The sequence below is a fragment of the Pseudonocardia charpentierae genome (genome assembly GCF_031845345.1).
Classification (GTDB): Bacteria; Actinomycetota; Actinomycetes; order Mycobacteriales; family Pseudonocardiaceae; genus Pseudonocardia; species Pseudonocardia charpentierae.
The window spans coordinates 23,260-40,279 of the sequence record NZ_JAVREJ010000033.1; the positions used below are offsets into that span (position 1 = coordinate 23,260).

At 70.7% G+C, this 17,020-nt stretch carries 19 protein-coding genes and 2 pseudogenes; 9 read left to right on the plus strand and 12 right to left on the minus strand.

The window, feature by feature from the left end:
• Nucleotides 1-7 precede the first annotated feature (7 nt).
• Nucleotides 8-250, minus strand: coding sequence for a hypothetical protein (locus RM445_RS28645; RefSeq protein WP_311559986.1), 243 nt, complete (start codon nucleotides 248-250; stop codon nucleotides 8-10).
• 231 nt (nucleotides 251-481) lie between these two features.
• Between RM445_RS28645 and RM445_RS28650 the strand changes: the two genes are divergently transcribed.
• From RM445_RS28650 to RM445_RS28670, 5 genes are all read left to right on the plus strand, one after another.
• Nucleotides 482-1,345: a hypothetical protein gene (locus RM445_RS28650; RefSeq protein WP_311559987.1), complete on the plus strand. Its 864-nt coding sequence runs from the start codon at nucleotides 482-484 to the stop codon at nucleotides 1,343-1,345.
• A gap of 30 nt (nucleotides 1,346-1,375) precedes the next feature.
• Nucleotides 1,376-1,609, plus strand: a complete 234-nt coding sequence (locus RM445_RS28655; protein WP_311559988.1) for a hypothetical protein — start codon at nucleotides 1,376-1,378, stop codon at nucleotides 1,607-1,609.
• A 29-nt stretch (nucleotides 1,610-1,638) separates the two neighbouring features.
• Nucleotides 1,639-3,144, plus strand: coding sequence for an FGGY-family carbohydrate kinase (locus RM445_RS28660; protein ID WP_311559989.1), 1,506 nt, complete (start codon nucleotides 1,639-1,641; stop codon nucleotides 3,142-3,144).
• 131 nt (nucleotides 3,145-3,275) lie between these two features.
• A complete protein-coding gene (locus RM445_RS28665; protein ID WP_311559990.1) occupies nucleotides 3,276-3,683 on the plus strand; it encodes a YciI family protein in 408 nt (135 codons plus the stop codon).
• 16 nt (nucleotides 3,684-3,699) lie between these two features.
• Nucleotides 3,700-4,845, plus strand: a complete 1,146-nt coding sequence (locus tag RM445_RS28670) for an RNA polymerase sigma factor (RefSeq protein WP_311559991.1) — start codon at nucleotides 3,700-3,702, stop codon at nucleotides 4,843-4,845.
• A gap of 7 nt (nucleotides 4,846-4,852) precedes the next feature.
• Here the strand turns inward: RM445_RS28670 and RM445_RS28675 are convergent, their stop codons facing one another.
• The 8 genes from RM445_RS28675 to RM445_RS28710 form a co-directional block, all read right to left on the minus strand.
• Nucleotides 4,853-5,638 carry a polysaccharide lyase family 7 protein gene (locus RM445_RS28675; protein WP_311559992.1) on the minus strand — a complete coding sequence of 262 codons (786 nt, stop codon included), beginning with the start codon at nucleotides 5,636-5,638 and terminating at the stop codon, nucleotides 4,853-4,855.
• On the minus strand, nucleotides 5,638-6,441 hold the full coding sequence (locus RM445_RS28680) for a polysaccharide lyase family 7 protein (protein ID WP_311559993.1): 804 nt from the start codon (nucleotides 6,439-6,441) through the stop codon (nucleotides 5,638-5,640). The genes RM445_RS28675 and RM445_RS28680 overlap by 1 nt, the downstream gene beginning before the upstream one ends.
• Nucleotides 6,442-6,640: 199 nt before the next feature.
• The gene (locus tag RM445_RS28685; RefSeq protein WP_311559994.1) at nucleotides 6,641-7,483 is read right to left on the minus strand and encodes a DODA-type extradiol aromatic ring-opening family dioxygenase; all 843 of its coding nucleotides are present in this window, start codon (nucleotides 7,481-7,483) and stop codon (nucleotides 6,641-6,643) included.
• Entirely contained in the window at nucleotides 7,468-7,758 is a 291-nt protein-coding gene (locus tag RM445_RS28690) for a hypothetical protein (RefSeq protein ID WP_311559995.1), read from the minus strand. Before RM445_RS28690 ends, RM445_RS28685 begins: the two co-directional genes overlap by 16 nt.
• Nucleotides 7,759-7,941: 183 nt before the next feature.
• Entirely contained in the window at nucleotides 7,942-8,529 is a 588-nt protein-coding gene (locus RM445_RS28695) for a GAF and ANTAR domain-containing protein (protein ID WP_311559996.1), read from the minus strand.
• A gap of 444 nt (nucleotides 8,530-8,973) precedes the next feature.
• The gene (locus RM445_RS28700; RefSeq protein ID WP_311559997.1) at nucleotides 8,974-9,717 is read right to left on the minus strand and encodes a GAF and ANTAR domain-containing protein; all 744 of its coding nucleotides are present in this window, start codon (nucleotides 9,715-9,717) and stop codon (nucleotides 8,974-8,976) included.
• Between the two features lie 158 nt (nucleotides 9,718-9,875).
• A complete protein-coding gene (locus tag RM445_RS28705) occupies nucleotides 9,876-10,079 on the minus strand; it encodes a cold-shock protein (protein ID WP_311559998.1) in 204 nt (67 codons plus the stop codon).
• Nucleotides 10,080-10,314: 235 nt separating this feature from the next.
• Nucleotides 10,315-11,295 carry an acyl-CoA desaturase gene (locus RM445_RS28710; RefSeq protein WP_397469423.1) on the minus strand — a complete coding sequence of 327 codons (981 nt, stop codon included), beginning with the start codon at nucleotides 11,293-11,295 and terminating at the stop codon, nucleotides 10,315-10,317.
• A gap of 480 nt (nucleotides 11,296-11,775) precedes the next feature.
• Between RM445_RS28710 and RM445_RS32590 the strand changes: the two are divergent.
• The 3 genes and pseudogenes from RM445_RS32590 to RM445_RS28725 all read left to right on the plus strand — a co-directional run.
• A pseudogene (locus tag RM445_RS32590) lies at nucleotides 11,776-12,179 on the plus strand (Dyp-type peroxidase); the annotation flags it as partial.
• A 36-nt stretch (nucleotides 12,180-12,215) separates the two neighbouring features.
• On the plus strand, nucleotides 12,216-12,353 hold the full coding sequence (locus RM445_RS28720; protein ID WP_311560005.1) for a hypothetical protein: 138 nt from the start codon (nucleotides 12,216-12,218) through the stop codon (nucleotides 12,351-12,353).
• Nucleotides 12,354-12,437: 84 nt separating this feature from the next.
• On the plus strand, nucleotides 12,438-13,037 hold the full coding sequence (locus tag RM445_RS28725) for a cysteine hydrolase family protein (protein WP_311559999.1): 600 nt from the start codon (nucleotides 12,438-12,440) through the stop codon (nucleotides 13,035-13,037).
• 5 nt (nucleotides 13,038-13,042) lie between these two features.
• Here RM445_RS28725 and RM445_RS28730 read toward each other — a convergent pair whose 3' ends face one another.
• Nucleotides 13,043-13,453, minus strand: a complete 411-nt coding sequence (locus RM445_RS28730; protein ID WP_311560000.1) for a nuclear transport factor 2 family protein — start codon at nucleotides 13,451-13,453, stop codon at nucleotides 13,043-13,045.
• A gap of 85 nt (nucleotides 13,454-13,538) precedes the next feature.
• On the opposite strand from RM445_RS28730, the gene RM445_RS28735 reads away from it, so the two are divergent.
• Complete coding sequence (locus RM445_RS28735; RefSeq protein ID WP_311560001.1) at nucleotides 13,539-15,437, plus strand: ABC transporter ATP-binding protein; 1,899 nt, start codon at nucleotides 13,539-13,541, stop codon at nucleotides 15,435-15,437.
• Between the two features lie 12 nt (nucleotides 15,438-15,449).
• Here RM445_RS28735 and RM445_RS28740 read toward each other — a convergent pair whose 3' ends face one another.
• Together RM445_RS28740 and RM445_RS28745 are read right to left on the minus strand one after the other, a co-directional pair.
• Complete coding sequence (locus RM445_RS28740; protein ID WP_311560002.1) at nucleotides 15,450-16,451, minus strand: zinc-binding dehydrogenase; 1,002 nt, start codon at nucleotides 16,449-16,451, stop codon at nucleotides 15,450-15,452.
• A 264-nt stretch (nucleotides 16,452-16,715) separates the two neighbouring features.
• Nucleotides 16,716-17,020, minus strand: a pseudogene (locus tag RM445_RS28745) (alanine dehydrogenase); the annotation flags it as partial.

Here is a 17,020-nt window from a genome sequence, read left to right on the forward strand (position 1 = left end):
GCCGCTCTCAGCGCATCCAGTGACGCCCCGACATCTGGCGCAGTTCTCCGGAGGGAAGCACCCAGTCGAGTGCGACGATGGCGGCGAGCACGGCAATGGCGACTGCCGGTGCGAGCAGTTCCGGGAAGACGAGCCCGAACAGCACGACTGCAACGGCCAGGCCGACAAGGCCCACCAGCAGGATCGTCTCGCGGCGCGGCGACCGTCGGTGGTTCGTGGAATCGGTGGCGACGGGCGCGAGGGCCGACATGGATGGGATCTCCTCGCCGTGACGCTCGACGGGGATTGATGTAGTCACGTTGTTCTCCTGTGAATGGTTCCGGGGTGGTGTCCCCGGTGCCTCTCTACGTTCTCCTGGGCGCGCGACCGCCACTATCCGTCGATCACCCGAGGCCGAGGTTGAGCCGGGTGTCGGGTGATCGGGGGACACCTCGTCGTCCGGCCCTTGCTGACCGACCGCGATCACGGGGATCGTGGGCGCATGCGTAGCCGGATGCCGAAGACCCGCGAGGCGGCAGCGGCGCGCGCGAGACGGCCACACGTGTCGCCGACGTCGCTGCCGGACGCCTTCGCGCATCTGCAGCACGCGGCCGGCAACCGGGCAGTGGCCGAGATGGTCGCCCGGGCAGGGGTGGTGAAGGGGCAGGCGCCTCCGGACGGCCTCAACGCCGTCCAGGCCCGCAGCGCCGGTGCGGCGGGCTACACCGGCGTGAAGAACTCCGCCGCCTTCGTCAACGTCGACCTCACCACCTCGATCGATCGGTCGTCGTCGAAGCCGGGCCAGGCCTACGTCACCGTCGACCAACCGCAGGACTCACCGGACGCCGTGCACGAGGCGCTGTACCTGCTTCCCGGCGACCACCGGCACGGCACCCGGACCTACACCGACAAGGGCCGCACCTACACGCCGTACACCCGGGTCGACAACGACACGTCCGACCTGATCCGCGCGGGCGAGCAGGAGCACCTCGACGACGCCCGCCGGGCCTACGACCTGTCCTACGGGCTGATCCTCGCCACGCTGCGGGGGATGGCAGGGCGCCGGTTCGGGCCTGCGGCGACCCCGTCCGCCGCCGAGGCACTCGCTCGCGCCGAATTCGACAAGCAGTTGCCGCCGGCTCTGAGCGTGAGCCAGCCGGCGTATCGGGGCGTGTGGATCACTGTGCTCGACGCGTTGCTGAAGCAGACCAAGGCCCGCGACGCGAAGGGTTGGCACAACCTCGCCAACGGCACGATGGCCACCGAGGGCGGCAAGTGGGTGTATCCGCTGGAGCAGACGGGCACGACGAAGATCGGCTCGGTCGCCAGTGATCAGGTGGTGAACTATCCGACCGCTTCGCCGTAGCCCATGCTGCGGAGGGCAGGGGAGGCGCATGTGACGAGGGACGAGCTGGTCATGGCGTTCGCGCTGACCCGTTTGGACCACCCCGCCCTCGACCTGGACGAGATTGCCGCCCTGGTGGTCCGCCGGATGGGCACCGATCAGATGGTCCAGCTCGCCGCGCAGAACCTCGCGACCCGCGATGAGCTGCGCAGCGACGCGTTCGCCGCCGCCGTCGAGCACGTCGTCCGGACCGTTCTGCTGCTCCGCGACGGCGCCGACGACTGACGGCCGGAAGGCCAGGGGAGGAGACCCGCATGAACGAGGTACTGCTCGGGGTCGACATCGGGACGTCGAGTACGAAAGGCGTCATCACCCACGCCGACGGCGCCGTGCTGGCGAGCGCACAGCGCCAGCACGAGACCGCGTTCCCGCGGCCGGGGTTCGTCGAGCACGATCCCGAGGGCATCTGGTGGAAGGACTTCTCGGAGATCACCGCGGAGCTGCTGCCGCAGGCCGACGGGCCTGTAGTCGGGGTGTCGGTGAGCGGCATCGGTGCCACGACCCTGCCGGCCGACGCGAACGGCGACCCGCTGCGGGACGCGATCCTGTACGGGATCGACACCCGGGCGGGCAGGGAGATCGAGGAGCTGATCGAACGCTACGGCGCGGACGCCATCGTCGAGCGCTCGCTGATGACGGTCAACCACCAGTCCACCGGGCCCAAGCTGATGTGGCTGCAGCGCAACGAGCCCGAGGTGTGGCAGCGCACCAAGCAGCTGCTGATGGCCAACTCGTTCATCGTCCAGCGGCTGACCGGCGAGTACACGCTCGACTCGATCTCGGCGTCGTTCTGCGTGCCGATGTTCGACCCCCGCAAGCGCGAGTGGATCGAGGACTGGGCCGAGGAGATCGCTCCCGGCCTGAAGCTCCCTCGTGTCCTCGAGCCGTGGGAGGTGGCAGGGCGCATCAACGCCCGGGGTGCGGAGCTGACCGGGCTGCCGGAGGGGATCCCGGTGTGCGCGGGAACGGTCGACTCGCTGGTCGAGTCCGCGAGTGTGGGGGTCAAGAACCCGGGCGACGTCATGCTGACCTACGGCACGACGCTCGGCATCGCCGGTGTCGTGACCGAGCCGACCCCGAGTTGGAAGCTCAACAGCGTGCCCGGGGTGTTCCCCGGGACGTACGTCCTGATCGGTCCCACCGCGACCTCGGGGGCGCTGACGAACTGGATGCGCTCGCTGTCCGGTGACATGCCGTTCGAGGAATTGATCGCCGAGGCGGTCGCGACTCCGCCGGGCGCCAACGGCCTGGTCGCCCTGCCCTACTTCGCGGGGGAGCGCACGCCGATCTGGGACGCCGACGCCCGCGGGGTCATCATCGGTCTCACCATGGCTCACACCCGCGGGCACCTCTACCGCGCGATGCTGGAGGCCGTCGCGTACAGCGCTCGGTCGATCCTGGACGCGATCGACGAGGCGGGGGTGCCGGTGGAGCGCATCGTCGCCGTCGGCGGTGGGACGAAAGGCGGGCTGTGGACGCAGATCGTCTCCGACGTCACCGGCCTGCCGCAGGAGTTGGCCGAGGAGTCGATGGGCGCCTGCTACGGCGACGCCCTGTTCGCCGCCCGCGCGGCCGGGCTCGTCGACGACGACACCGTGTGGGCGTCGCCGGCGGAGACCGTCGAGCCCAACCCCGAGTACCGGGACGTCTACGACCGGCTGTACACCATCTACGGCGAGCTGTACCCGGCGACGAAGTCGCAGGCCCACGCGCTGGCGGCGCTCCAGGCAGAGGAGGGCCTCGTCCCGACGGCGTCGTGAGCGCCGGCCTGAGGCGTGCTGCGTCGGAGGTTCTCGAAAAATGTGTGGCGAGGATGTCGAGACCGGCCTGCCGGCTCCGTCCCCGGGGCAGATGCAGCCACCGTGGCCGCACCACACCGAGGAGACCCACCATGGCGAAGTACCTGCTTCTCAAGCACTACCGCGGCGCTCCCGAGGCCGTCAACGACGTCCCGATGGGCGAGTGGACCCCGCAGGAGATCGACGACCACGTGCAGTACATGAACGACTTCGCCGACCGGCTCCGGAGCACCGGTGAGTACGTCGACAGCCAGGCCCTCTCGCCCGAGGGCACGTTCGTCCGGTACGACGGGTACGGCCGACCGCCGGTCACCGACGGGCCCTTCGCGGAGACCAAGGACCTGATCGCCGGCTGGATGGTGATCGACGTCGACACCTACGAGCGCGCACTCGCGCTCGCCGGCGAGCTGTCGGCGGCCCCCGGAGCGGGCGGCGAGCCGATCCACGAGTGGCTCGAGCTGCGCCCGTTCCTGGGTGCGGCGCCGACGGTCAGCGAGTGACCGGCAGGGTCGGGTGATGGACGAACTGCTGCTGCGGGAGCTGACGCCCGCGGTGATCGGCGTCCTCGTCCGTCGCGGAGTGGACTTCGCGACGGCCGAGGACGCCGTGCAGGAAGCACTCGTCCAGGCCGCGTCGAGTTGGCCGGACGGGCAGCCCACCGACCCCAAGGGCTGGCTGGTCACGGTGGCCTGGCGCAAGTTCCTCGACGCCCGCCGCTCCGAGGCCTCCCGTCGCGACCGGGAGGAGCGGCTCGCCGTCGAGCCGCCACCCGGCCCGACCGAGAGCGCCGACGACACGTTGCAGCTGTTCTTCCTGTGCGCCCACCCGTCGCTGACCCCGGCTTCCGCGGTGGCCCTCACGCTGCGCGCCGTGGGCGGGTTGACCACGCGGCAGATCGCCCAGGCCTACCTCGTGCCGGAGGCGACGATGGCACAGCGGATCAGCCGCGCGAAGCGCACGGTCGGTGACGTGCGGTTCGGGGAGCCGGGCGATCCGGCGACGGTGCGACGGGTGCTCTACCTGGTCTTCAACGAGGGCTACACCGGCGACGTCGACCTGGCGGCCGAAGCCATTCGCCTCACCCGGCAGCTGGCGTCGATCACGGACGACGAGGAGACCGCGGGCTTGCTGGCGTTGATGCTGCTGCACCACGCCCGGCGACCGGCGCGGATCCGCAGCGACGGCGACCTGGTCCCCCTGGCCGACCAGGACCGCTCCCGCTGGGACACGTCGCTCATCGCGGAGGGGGTCGCCATCCTGCAGAAGGCGCTGGGTCGCGACAACCTCGGGGATTTCCAGGCACAGGCCGCGATCGCCGCACTGCACGCCGACGCGCCGCGCGCCGAGGAGACCGACTGGGTGCAGATCGTCGGCTGGTACGACGAACTGCTCCGGCTCACCGGGAGCCCGGTCGTGGCGCTCAACCGGGCCGTCGCGGTCGGCGAGGCCGACGGCCCCGCAGCCGGTCTCGCGGCCCTGGCCACGGTGGACCCCGATCTGCCCCGCCACACCGCCGCCTCGGCGTACCTCCACGAGAAGGCGGGCGACCTGGCGACGGCGGCACGGTTGTACGCCGACGCCGCCCGGACGGCCCCGAACCTCGCCGAACGTCACCACCTCACCCGGCAGGCGGCGCGGATCAGCCAGATGCTCCGCGGATGAGCCTGTGTCAGGGTGTGTGCTCCACCTGCAGCGCGTAGAGCACGACCTGGCCCTGGGCGTCGGGAGCATCGCCCCGTGACAGGTTGGACTGCACGTAGCTGCCGGCCTTGAAGTACCACCCCGACCCGCTCGTGACGATGTCGGCCTTCTGCGTCCCGTTGTAGGACACCCGGATGTGGCCGTCGGAGGCGGCGATCTCGAGGTCGTAGGGCGTGCCGAGGGTGTACGCCGGATCGAGGGTCGCGTCGTCGTCGCCGTCGTTGTACTGGACGAGCAGGCGCTGACCCTCCACGCGGACCTCGATCACGTCGTCGTCCGCGTCGTGGATCTGTGCGGCCACGACGTGTGGTTTGACCGCCGGGAGCAGGGTGACGGCCTCCCGGAGGCGGAGGGTGTGCGTGCCGTTGGTGTTCGACCAGCTCGCCAGCTCCTGCCCGTTCATCTCGCGCAGCTCGGAGCGGGGGTAGGAGCTGCCCGAGGTGGTGACGCCGCCGGCGTTGGCCGTGAAGACGACGCCGTCCCTGGCCTCGTTGAGGCGGAAGAAGTCGTCGGTGAACGACGACAGCGCCGGTTGCACGATCTCCTCGGGCTTGCCCTCCTGTCCGGTGGGGAGGGTGAGCTTCCAGTTGGTGAGGTCGAGCAGTTGCCCGGGCACCTGCGGTGGGCCGGCAGGGGCGGGCGTCGGCGCAGGCGTCGACGGCGGTACGGGCGGGGGAGCGGACGACTCACCGCACGCCGACACGGCGGACACGGTGAGCACCAGCGCCGCGCCGAGGAGAGCTGTGCGGAACATCAGGATTCGGCCGGTCGTCCGGGAGCGTTTGCGTCCTGCTTCATGTCCAGGGAGTAGACGACGACCTCGCCGACGGCGTCCGGCGACTCGCCCTTGCTGGGGTTGCTCTGCACGTACGCACCGACCTTCCAGTACCAGCCGCTTCCCGACTTCTCGATGTCGGTCTTGTGCTCGCCGTTGTAGGAGACGGCGATGCCCTCGGCGGATACGTCGACCGTCACGCGGAAGGGCGTTCCGAGCTGGTAGTCCGGGTCGAGGACGGCCTCGCCCCGACCGTCGTCGTACTGTACGGACAGCGTGGTGCCCTCGAGCCTGATCTGCAGGACGTCGTCCTCGGTGTCGTGGATCTGGGCGGACACGACCTCCGGTTTGGTGGCGGGGGTCTTCGTGATGGCTTCGCACACGTCGAGCGTGTGGGTGCCGTCGGTGCTGTCCCACGCGGCCTTCTCGGTGCCGTTCATCTCGCGCAGCTCCGAGCGGGGATAGGAGCTGCCCGAGGTGGTGACGCCGCCGGCGTTGGCCGTGAAGACGACGCCGTCCTTCGCGTCGTTGAGACGGAAGAAGTCGTTGGTGAACGCCGACAGATCCGGTCCCTCGATCTCTTCGGGCTTGCCCTTCTTGCCGGTGGGCAGAGTCAGCTTCCAGTTCTTCAGATCGAGCAGGCGACCCGGAAGCGGATGGGCCAGGGTCTCCGGATTGCCGAGGCGGTCGAGAATGCCGCCGAACGAGGACCCGACGCAGTTTCCGCCTTCCGGGACGGCGGCATCGGCAACGCCCTGGGGCAGCAACGTGGCTCCGGTCACGACCACCGCGACCGTGAGCGGCCGCCAAACTGCTGATAGCGCCATACGGCGGGAATCTGGCACATGTGGTCGGCGGGTGCGGGCTGTGTACGGGGAGTGGGTGACGCTCGTACGGGTGGCTGCCGGAGATGACGGAGCGGCGGGTCGGTCGGCACCGACCTGCCCGCCGCTCCCGCCCGCTAGGTGCGGGCCTCTCGCGTCATCCCGTGGTACCGGCTCGATCTCCGTCGTAGAGCACGACGCCCATACCGTTGATCCACTCGTAGACCGGCTCGTAGGCCAGGACGTGGCCCGCTGCACCGTTCATGGCGCCGGCCAGGGCGACCCAGGCCCGGATCTCGCCGGTGCCGTTGCCGGCTTCGGCGAGCTCGTCGTTGGGCATGTCGAGGATCTCGGTCAGATCGCCCTTGGCCAGCAGGTCGAGGAACCAGCGGTCGAACTCCTCGTCGATGTCGCCGACCCGCGGCTCCCCGACGAAGTGCGACAGCCCGCCTCCGGCGACCAGCCCGACCCGCTCGAGGCCATCGTACGAGCGGATGGCGTTCCCCACGGCGACGCCGAAGTCGTAGAACTGCCGTGTCGTCATCAGGGGTGGAGTGGTGCAGTTGAGGACGATCGGCACCATCGGGAGTTCCATGCTGCGATCGAGCCAGTAGTAGACGGTCATGAACCCGTGGTCGATCTTCATGCCGTACGACAGCGCGGGCTGCTGGCCCTGTTCGATCAGCTTCGCGGTGATGTGGGCGGCGAGGCCGGCGTCCGACGGGACCATCTTCTTCGGCACCTGCAGCCACACCTCGGGTGGGCCGAGGTGTTCCTCGTCCAGCCCAATGGCGATCTGGGGCAGGCCGTCGAGGAAGAAGTTCGTGAAGTGCTCGCCCGTCATCATGACGATGGCCTGCACGCCGGTGTCCCGCGCGGTGTCGCGCACCTTCTCCAGGGCCGAGAAGAAGTTGTCCGCCTGTTGCCGCGGCGCCGAGCCGGGGTCGGCCGTCATCATCGGGGCGTGTGCCGCCGAATAGGCCATCACGATTTCTGCCATCGGGTCCTCCTCCTCGCCGGGACGGCCCCGGATTGCTCCAGCAGCGGTCGGTAGTCGGCACGCTTGTACCCCAGCGCACGGCAGAAGCCGTTGACGATCACCGGGTGCACGCCCATCGCGTAGATCGCGCCGACGTCAGGCTCGGTGACGGCCTGCCGCTCCTCGGGCGTCAAGGTGTACCCCTCCGTCACGATGTCGGGTTTCGGTCCGTCGCCCGCGGCCTCCAGCCGGCGCAGGTGGTCGAAGAGACACCGCTGGACCATGTAGAGGGTCATCCGGTTCGCTCACCTCTCATTCTCGTTCCCAGGACACGCTAAATGGCGCGGCCCCGTGGAGAGGTGGGCTGCTGCGGCGACTTCCACCGAGTGGACGAACCCGCCGTGCCACTCCGGTCCGCGGGTCTCCGCCGTCGACATCGTCGGTGTCACCCGCCCGTGCCGGGCGGCGACGGGGAGCCGTCAGGGTTCGAGTACTGCATCCGGATCGAGCTCGCGCTCGACGATCCGGCGGGCCACGCGGCTGAGCAGCTGGTTGGTACTGCGCGCGTGACGGCGCAGCCGGTCGAACGCGACGTCCATGGCGATCGTCCCGCGCTCCGCGAGGACCCCCTTGGCCTGCTCGATCACCACCCTGTTGTTCAGCGCGGTCTGCAGCTGCTGGGTCACCACCTCGCCACGGCGGATCGCGCGTTCCTGCAGGATCCCGATCGTCGCCACGTCGGCCAGGGCCTGTCCCAGGGACAGGTCGGCCTCGGACAGCGAGCCCGGCTGGCCGTTGAACAGGTTGAGTGCGCCGATCGACTCCTGCCGCAGCCGCAACGGCAGGGCGTGCACCGAACGGAACACCCTCTGCGCGTCGACCGCTGCGGTGAAGCGCGGCCACCGGTCGACGACGTCGGTCAGGTCCGGGACGGACACGGCGGTGGCGGTGCGGTAGCACTCGAGGCAGGGGCCCTCGTCGTTCTGCAGCTGCAGCAGCTCCATCAGCTGGGCGCCGTCGTTCGACGCCGCGACCACCCGCAGGGTGCCCCGCACATCGCCCAGCACGATCCCCGCGGCCTTGTGCCCCGGTGGCTGCCGCCTCCATGCAGGCGCCCTCGTTCAGGGTGAACTGCAGATCTTCCAGCAGCTCGGCCGTCGGGTCGGTCGCCCACAGCGTCTCCCGCGCCGAACTGCGGGTCAGCAGCGAGAGAGCGGCGCCGTCGACGTCCAGCCCGTCGACGCACGCCCGGCAGATCTGCTCGGCCAGGGCGTGCTCGCGTCCGCGCCGGGAGACGATGCCCAGGAGCGCGCGGGTCACCACGCCCTGGTCAGTCATCGGACGCGCCGGAGACGGGCAGGGCAGGACCACGAACGGCCATGATGCGCACCTCATCCGGCGCCGGAAGAAGCACTGAGAACGCAGCCAGGGACCAGCGGTGTTGTCAACCTACCCGCAGTCGATGAGGGGCGCGCCGGTCGGCACCGCGGCCCGTTGACGGCCCGGTCACCTCACCGGGAGCTGAGGACCTGGCGGGCGAAGTCGCGCTCGGCGATGACGCGGCGGGCGACCTCGCCGAGGAGCACGCTGTGCCCGCGCGAGTACCGGCGCAGGCGTTCGAACGCCGTCGCCATGGTGAGGTGTCCGTACTGGGAGAGGACGCCCTTCGCCTGCTCGATCACGACGCGGCTGTCGAGTGCGGTCTGAAGTTGTTCGGTGACGATCTCCCCGTGGCGGATGGCGCGTTCCTGCAGGATCCCGATGGTGGCGACATCGGCCAGGGCCTGACCGAGGCGGAGATCGGCTTCGGGCAGGGGGCCGGGGCGGGTGTGGAACAGGTTCACCCCGCCGATGGCCTGTCCGCGCAGGCGTAGGGGCAGCGCATGGACGGAGCGGTAGGAGCCCTTACCGACCAGGGCTGCGATCAGCTGCGGCCAGCGGCCGGTCGCCTCGTCGAGGTCGGTGACGACGACCGGTTGACCGGTCCGTACACAGTCCACGCAGGGGCCCTCGTCGGCCTGGATCTGCATGAGTTCGGTCCAGCCCGACTCCTCGCTGGACCAGGCGACGGCACGAAGCCGGCCGTGGGGGTCGACGAGCATGATCCCGGCGGCATCGGCGGACAGGAGCGCCACGCTGTGCGCGACGAGCCGGTCGAGCACCTCGATGACGTCGTAGTCGTCGACGAGGGTGTCGGCCAACTCCACGAACGCCCTGGTCAGCAGGGCTTCGCGGTGGTGGTGGACCTGGCTCACGCATTACTCCCGAAGGTTCCGCCGCCGGCTCACCGGTTCCGAGCCGGGGGCCGGTACGTCCTCGGGATACCCGACCTGCCCCTGCCGAAGCGGGGAGGAACGGGAGGAACCCGCCCCCCGAGCGGGGGACGGGTTCCGGACCGGACTGTGAGGCTCGGTCAGATGGGGCGCACGGCCTGGGCCTGCGGGCCCTTCTGGCCCTGACCGATCTCGAACTCCACGCGCTGTCCCTCGTCGAGGTTGCGGAAGCCCGAAGCGTCGATCTGGGAGTAGTGCACGAAGACGTCGGCGCCGCCCCCGTCCTGGGCGATGAAGCCGAAGCCCTTCTCGCCGTTGAACCACTTCACGGTGCCCTGTGCCATGTACAAAAGCTCCTTGCAGGTGCTGGACCTACGCACTGTGCGCGGCCCGGCCGACCTGACGGCTTCCGGGAAGCGACGTCCTTCTGACGACGTGTCCCGACCACCGACTGTTCCCGCGGGCGTGCAAGACACGAACACCGAAACTGAACGACCTGACCCTCCAACGACGGGTGTGGCTGTTTCGTTCCCCGTCGTTCGTTCTCGGCTCGAGGAGTCGGTGAACGGTCGTCCGCGGTCAGCTCTGGTGGCTGCGGGACGCAGCCAGGCGGGCGAGCCGACCGGGTGTGGGCCAGCGGATGTCGTACGCCCATCCGAGGCGCTCGAGGATCGCGATGATGCGGGCCGAGATGTCGATCTGACCGCGGCCCACACCGTGCCTGGCGCACGTGGGATCGGCGTGGTGCAGGTTGTGCCACGACTCGCCCAGCGACACGATCGCCAAGGGCCAGAAGTTGGTGGAGCGGTCCTTGTCGGTCCAGGGCCGGTCGCCCACCATGTGGCAGATCGAGTTGACCGACCAGGTCACGTGGTGCTGAACGCCGATGCGGACCAGCCCGGCCCAGAAGAACGCGGTCGCCGCGCCCCACCACGACCAGCTGAGCAGACCGCCGAGAAGAGCCGGCGCGACCAGGCTGACGGCCGTCCAGAAGGGGAACTGCCGGTTGATGCGGGCGATGTCGGGGTCGGCGAGCAGATCGGGGGCGAACCGCGCCGGGTTCGTGCGGTTGGGGCGGAGCATCCAGCCGAAGTGGGCGTGGCAGAAACCGCGGGCCACCGCGGCCGGGGTGGTGCCGAACAGCCACGGCGAGTGTGGGTCGCCCTCCTTGTCGGTGAAGGCGTGGTGACGGCGGTGGTCGGCGACCCAGGTGATTACCGGACCCTGCAGCGCCATGCTGCCCAACGCGGCCAGCGTGATCCGGACCGGCCGGGTGGCCTTGAATGAGCGGTGCGTGAAGTGGCGGTGGTAGCCGACCGTGATGCCGGCCAGCGTGACCAGGTAGAAGGCTGCGGCCAGCGCGCCGTCCACCACGGTCAGCCCCCACCCCCAGGCGAACGGCAGCGCACCGAGCAGTGCCAGGAACGGGATGACGACGAACACCTTGACCATCACCTCGTTGCCTGGCGGCCGGGCGCCGAGGGTGAGTGGCTCGGGTTGTCGCTTGGGCATCGCGGGCTGAGCGGGTGGCGTGCCGGAAACAGCGGGAACGGTGGTCATGGAGCGCTCCTGGGCCGATGGGGAGGAGATGGACGGGCGACACAGCGACCCGGGCAGGAGGAAGATCTCGTGCGCCGGTGCTGCAGGCGATACGCCGGGTCCGGGGCATACGGCCGAGGGTTCACTCGAACTCTGCGTCAACGGTAAGTCGCGGGTAATGGCACCCGCAAGACGGACGGTCGCACCGCCGCGCCCCGCTAGCGTGCAGGCATGATCGCGAGTCAGGGCACGCCGCAGGCCGGAATCTTCGCGCTCGGCACCGCCTCGCACGCCTACCTGGAGTTCGACCTGCACGACGGCGCGGACCCGCGTGAGCTGCTGGGCCGCCTGGCCGACCTCCGCGAGCCGCGCACCACGATCGGCGGGGTCAACCTCGTCGTCGGTGTGCGACCCGAGCTGTGGCGCGACCGCATCGGCGCCGCGGCGCCTGCCGGCCTGCACGGCTACAACCAGCCGGTGACCGGCCCGGACGGTTTCACCATGCCGTCCACCCAGCACGACGCGCTGCTGTGGCTCGCGGGCGCGGCGTACGACGTCGTCTTCGACGAAGCGCGTCAGGCCATCGCGGCGCTCGCGCCGGTCGCCTCGGTCGCGACGGAGACCTCCAGCTGGCCCTACCGCCACGACCGCGACCTGACCGGTTTCATCGACGGAACGGAGAACCCGAGCCTCGCCCGCGCGTCCGACGTGGCCGTCGTCCCGCCCGGCGCACCCGGTGCGGGTGGGTCCGTGCTGCTGCTGCAGCGCTGGCGGCACGAGGTGGAATCGTGGGACTCGGCGTGGCCGGGCAGGAGGCCGCGATGGGCCGCACCAAGGACCGGTCGATCGAGCTCGCGGACCGGCCCGGGAACTCCCACGTCGCCCGCACCGACCAGGACGAGCGCGGCGAGATCTTCCGCCGGAACATGCCCTACGGCACCGTGACGGCGCACGGGACGATGTTCGGCGGACCCCGGGACGAGCTGACCCGCTACACGACGCCCGAGACGGGCGGCTACTACTTCGTTCCCGCCCTGTCCGCGCTCCGGGGCTTCGCGAGCCCCGATCCCGAAGGTTAGGTCGGCCTGTCGCGCGACCTCTGTCGCCGCGGAATCCGCGGCTACTGTCGAGAAACCTGCCCGACGTCGTGCGAGGAGACCGCAGTGGCCGATCTGATCACCTTGCGAGCCGCGAGCGGGCTGACCGCGGACCCACCCGCGCTGAGCGCCTCGACCCTGATCATGATCGACTGCCAGAACACCTACACCCGGGGACCGCTCGAGCTCGACGGTGTCCAGCCCGCGCTCGATCAGGCCGAGGAGCTGCTCGACAGGGCGCGCACGGCGGGCATCCCGGTGATCCACATCCAGCACGACGCCGGCCCCGGCTCGCCGTACGACGTGCGCGGGGAGATCGGCGCGATCGTCGACCGGGTCGCCCCACGGGCGGGTGAGCAGACGGTCGTGAAGAACTACCCGAACTCGTTCACGGACACCGCGCTCGACTCCCTGCTCAAGCAGCATCCCGAGCGGCCACTCCTGCTGGCCGGGTTCATGACGCACATGTGCGTGAACTCGACTGCGCGCGGCGCGTTCAGCCTGGGCTACGCCCCGACCGTGGTCGCGGGCGCGACGGCCACCCGGAACCTGCCCGGCACCGACGGAGGGGTCGTCCACGCGGCGGCTCTGCAGGCTGCGAGCCTGGCGTCGATCGCGGACCTGTTCGGCGTCGTGGTCGCGGACGTGCAGGCGGTCCCCGACTAGGACCGCTAGCGGAGCGGGATGTCGACGCCGCGGTCGGCCTCCGGGCGCGTCCCGAAGATCCGCCGCTCGGACTCGTCGATGACGTGGTCGTTGATGCTCGCCTCGCGGCGCACCATCAGGCCCTGCTCGTCGAACTCCCAGTTCTCGTTGCCGTAGCTGCGGTACCAGGTCCCCGCCGCGTCGTGGCACTCGTACTGGAAGCGCACCGCGATGCGGTTACCGGCGAAGGTCCACAGCGACTTGCGCAGCGCGTAGTCGAGCTCGCGCTCCCACTTCTCGGTGAGGAACGCGACGATCTCGGCCCGGCCCTGGAGGAAGCGGTCGCGGTTGCGCCAGACGGAGTCCTCGCTGTAGGCCAGCGATACCTTCCCGGGGTCGCAGGTGTTCCAGGCGTGTTCGGCGGCCTGGGCCTCCACGGGCCGCTCCTTCCTACTGGTCCCCGGTCGCTCGCGTCGCCTGAAGAACGGGCGGTGTCGCACCACGCGGCGTTACGGTCTCGGCATGGCCGACCGTCCGGCAGGAACCGACCTGGGGCGCCGGGTGTGGGCGCTGTTCACCGCATACCGCCGCAGCCTGGTCCTGATCGTGGTCGCGGTGCTCGTGAGCAGCGGCCTGGGCATCGTCACGCCGTTCCTCACCCAGGCCGCGTTCGACCGCGCGCTGTTCCCGGCCGAGGGCGGGGTCGACCTCCGGCTGCTGGCGTGGCTGGTCGCGGGGATGATCGCGATCCCGGTCGTCAGCGCCTTGATCGGCGTGTGGCAGACCTATCTGACGACGCTGCTGGGCAACCGGGTCATGGCCGATCTGCGCAGCCGGCTCTTCGCCCACCTCCAGCGCATGGACCTCGCGTTCTTCACTGCGACCCGGACCGGTGCGATCCAGTCGAGGCTGGCCAACGACGTCGGGGGCGTCCAGTCGGTGCTGTCCGAGACGGCCGGCTCGATCCTGTCCAACACGGTGACGGTCGTGGCCGCGCTGGTGGCGATGCTGCTGCTGTCGTGGCCGCTCACGCTGGTCGCGGTGGCCCTGCTGCCGCTGTTCGTGCTGCTGCAGGTACGGGTCGGACGGGTGCGGCGCCGGCTCGCGGGACGCACGCAGGAGTCGCTGTCGGACATGACGGCGATCACGGAGGAGTCGCTGTCGGTGTCGGGGGTGCTGCTGGCGAAGGTGTTCAACCGGCAGGCGTCGGAGGTCGAGCGGTACACCGCGGAGAACGCCCGGCAGGTCGACCTGCAGGTGCGCCAGGCGATGACGGGGCAGTCGTTCTTCGCGGTCGTGCAGACCTTCCTCGCGGTCACTCCGGCACTGGTGTACCTCGTGGCCGGGTTCCTGATCGCCGCAGGCGAGGGACTGTCCGCGGGCACGATCGTCGCGTTCACGACGCTGCAGGCGCGCCTGCTGTTCCCGACCGTGAACCTGCTGCGCGTCTCGCTGGACGTGCAGACCTCGCTCGCGCTGTTCGGCCGGATCTTCGAGTACCTCGACCTGCGGCCGCGCATCGTCGACGCCCCGGACGCGCGCCCGCTCGACCCCGCCGAGGTCACCGGGCGGGTCGAGTTCGACGACGTCTGGTTCGCCTACCCCGAGCCCGAGGTCGCCGGGATGGTGCCCGCGGAACCCGCCACCCGCCGGTGGGCGGTGCAGGAGACGTCGTTCGTCGTCGAACCGGGTCGGCTCGCGGCGATCGTCGGGCCGAGCGGCTCGGGCAAGACCACGATCTCCTACCTCATCCCGCGGCTGTACGACGTCGACGAAGGACGCGTCCTGCTCGACGGGCACGACGTGCGCTCGCTGACCCAGGCGTCGGTCGCCGACGCGATCGGGATGGTCACCCAGGACACCTACCTTCTGCACGCGACGATCGCCGACAACCTCCGCTACGCCAAGTCCGACGCCACCGACGCGGAGCTCGAGGCCGCGGCGCGGGCGGCGAACATCCACGACCGGATCCTGTCGTTCGCCGAGGGCTACGACACCGTCGTGGGGGAGCGCGGGTACCGGCTCTCGGGCGGCGAGAAGCAGCGCCTGGCCATCGCGCGTGTGCTGCTCAAGGATCCGAAGATCCTGATCCTCGACGAGGCGACGAGCGCGCTCGACACCACGAGCGAGCGGCTGGTCCAGCAGGCGCTGGAGCACGCGACGCGCCGGCGCACGACCATCGCGATCGCGCACCGGCTCTCGACCGTGCTCGGCGCGGACCTCATCCTCGTCGTCGACGCGGGGCGCATCGTCGAGCGTGGAACGCACGCCGAGCTGCTCGCCCGCGGCGGGCTCTACGCGCAGCTCTACACCGAGCAGTTCGCCGGGGGAGCGGTGGAGGCACGGTGCGCCGACGGCGTGCGGTTCCGCGACGGCCGCACACTCTGCGCCCAGCGCGGCGCCGTCGAGCCGGCCGCCTGACCGGCGACCAGATCACGGCCGCAGAATGATGCGGACCGGGTCGCCCTCCTTGGTGTGGAGCCGCTCGACGGCCTTGCCCGCGTCGGCGAGAGGCACGACGTCGCTGATGGACCGGCGCAGGTCGAGGCGGCGGCGCCGGGTCAGGTCGACGAGCTGCTCGATGTGCGCGGGCACCGACCCGTAGTGCCCGAAGATCTTCTGCTGGAAGTAGCTGAACGCGGTGCCGTTGGTGATCGTCAGAGGTTGGTCGGTGAGGCCGACCAGCACGAGCCGTCCGCCGGCGCCCAGACAGCCGACGGCCTGGTCGCGTACGTCGGCGACGCCGGCGAAGTCGAACGCGGCGGCGAGCCCGCGGCCGCCGGTCTCGGCGAGGATCTGCTCGCGCAGGGTGTCGTCGCGAGGGTTCAGGGCGAGGTCTGCACCGAGGTCGAGGCCACGCTGCCGTGCCCCGGGCAGCGGGTCGACCACGACGATCGGAGCCGCCCCGACAAGGCGCAGCAGTTGCACGGCGTGGGCGCCGAGGCCACCGGCTCCCCACACCCCGACCGCCTCGGCGGGACGGACGGCGGCGGTGGCCGTGATCGCCGCCCACGGGGTGGACACGGCGTCGGGGATGATGGCCGCCTGCTCGAACGGCAGGTCGTCCGGGATCGGCACCAGGGTGTGCACCGACGCGAGGGCGTACTCGGCCCAGCCCCCGTCGTAGTCGACCCCTCGGGTCAGGACGGCCCCGGCCGGGCTCAGCTCACCCGCGTGCAGCAGCACCCGCGCGCCCGGCTGCCAGCCGGTGACCCCGGGCCCGAGGGCGTGCACGGTGCCCGCCACCTCGTGGCCGAGGGTGACGACCTCGGTGGACGTGGCGGGCTTCAGCATGCCCTCGATGAGGTGCAGGTCGGACAGGCACACCCCGGCGGCCTCGACCTTGATCAGTACCTGGCCGGGTCCGGGTTCGGGGACGGGCACGTCGTCCACGACGAAGGCTCCGGTGGCGTAGGTGAGACGGCCGGCGAGCAACGCGCCCTCCTTCGTCGGCGGGGAAGCACCGCCATCGTGGCTGTGCGGATGCGGACGCTACCCCGCGACGACGGCCTGGTGGGCCGAGCTGATCGTCCGGGCGCTACGGACGCCGTATCGGCCCGTTCGCCGCCCGCACGATCAACCGACCTGATCGTCCGGGTGGTACTGGTGCCGGTTCCGGCCGATTTGACGCCGCACGATCAGCCGGGTTGATCGTGAGGGCCCCCGGCCGGGCCCGATCCCGACCCGGCTTCCTCGGGCTCACCGCGCCGCGAGCGCCTCCGCGGGGTCGGTGAAGGCGATCTCGTGGGCGTCGGCGACGGGCCGGCTGACGAGTTTGCCGCCGAGGGTGCTCAGGCCGAGGTGCAGGGCGGGGTCGGCCTGTGCGGCGCCGGTCACGCCGTGCTGGGCGACCTTGACGAGGTAGGGCAGCGTGGCCGAGGTGAGGGCGAGGGTGGAGGTGCGGGCGACCGCGCCGGGGATGTTGGCCACGCAGTAGTGGATGACGCCTTCCTCGACGTAGGTGGGGTCGGAGTGCGTCGTCGCGCGGCTGGTCTCGAAGCAGC